The organism is Agromyces binzhouensis, from assembly GCF_004135055.1.
GTDB classification, from domain to species: domain Bacteria; phylum Actinomycetota; class Actinomycetes; order Actinomycetales; family Microbacteriaceae; genus Agromyces; species Agromyces binzhouensis.
This window is the reverse complement of the sequence record NZ_SDPL01000610.1, coordinates 1-1,331: the sequence shown is the minus strand read 5'-3', so window position 1 is coordinate 1,331 and position 1,331 is coordinate 1. Positions and strand designations below refer to the sequence as shown.

General features: G+C 75.2%; 1 protein-coding gene. It reads left to right on the top strand.

The features are described from left to right. Positions 1-168: 168 nt before the first annotated feature. The coding region (locus ESO86_RS20000) for an alpha/beta hydrolase (RefSeq protein ID WP_242492438.1) at positions 169-1,331 on the top strand (1,163 nt) is incomplete at its 3' end.

Below are 1,331 nucleotides of genomic sequence, written 5' to 3'. Positions count from 1 at the left end.
TCGGGCGAGGTCGGCGAGGTGCACTGGGTCGGCGCGGCCGACGCCGGGCGCTGCCCGCCGGCGGGCGTCGAGGTGCTGCGCCGGCTCGCGGCATCCGGACTCATCGACTGACGGGCGCGCTGCGGCATCCGGCATGATCGAACCCGGGGCCGGTGGGAGGGGGTGCGGATGTCGCGGACGCGCGAGTTCCGGCGCGGCGACGAGGTGACCGTGATCACCGAGTCGGGCGCGGGGCGACCGACGTACGTGCTCGTGCACGGCATCGGCATGGGGCACCGCTACTGGTCCGACCTCGCCGACGAGCTCGCCCGCGAGGGGCGCGTGCTCGCGCTCGACCTGCCGGGCTTCGGCGACGCGCCCGAGCCGAGGCGGACGCAGACGATCGCGCAGTCGGGCGCGCACCTTGCCGCGCTCGTCGAGGCCGAGGGCGGCGGCGAGCCGGTCGTGCTCGTGGGGCACTCGATGGGCACGCAGATCGTGGCCGAGGCCGCCGCTCAGCGACCGGAGCTCGTGGCATCCGTCGTGCTCATCGCGCCGACCGTGAACCCGCGCGAGCGGTCGGCGCTCATGCAGGGCCTGCGCCTGCTCGAGGACCCGTCGCTCACGCGCCCGAAGGTGGTGGCGCTCGGCCTCCACTCCTACCTCCAGGCCGGGCCGCGCTGGTACTTCCGCAAGCTCCGCCGCATGCTCGACCACCGCATCGAGCTCGTGCTGCCCGATGTCGCGGCGCCGACGCTCGTGATCCGCGGCGAGCACGACCGGCTCGCGCCGCGCGCGTGGGCCGAGCAGGTGACCCGGATGGTGCCGCACGGGCGGTACGTGGAGATCGCGGACCGCGGGCACGAGACCATGGTGACTGCGGGCGAGCGCGTGGCCGACCTCGTCAGGCGGCACGCGCGCGGGGAGCACATCGGGCACGAGGTCGAACGCGTCTCGGAACCGCAGGAGCTCTCGGCGGTCGCGCGCGGATGGTGGTGGGCCCGCGACTACGTCTACGCCGGCATCCGCCAGGTCGCGATCGTGGTCGATGGGTGGAGCCCGCCCGCCCGCTGGCGGTCCGGTCGCGGAGACCTGCCCGAGGTGCTGCTCCTGCCCGGGATCTACGAGCACTGGTCGTTCCTGCGGCCGCTCGGCGACGCGCTGAATCACGGCGGGTACCGCGTGCGCGTGGTGCACGGCATGGGCACGAACCGGCGCGGCATCGCCGACACCGCCCGGCGACTGGGCCGCGCGATCGAGCGCCGCCCGGAGCCCGATGCCGGCCGGGTGATCGTCGCGCACAGCAAGGGCGGCCTCGTGGCCAAGCAGCTGCTGGTCTCCGGCGCGGACGG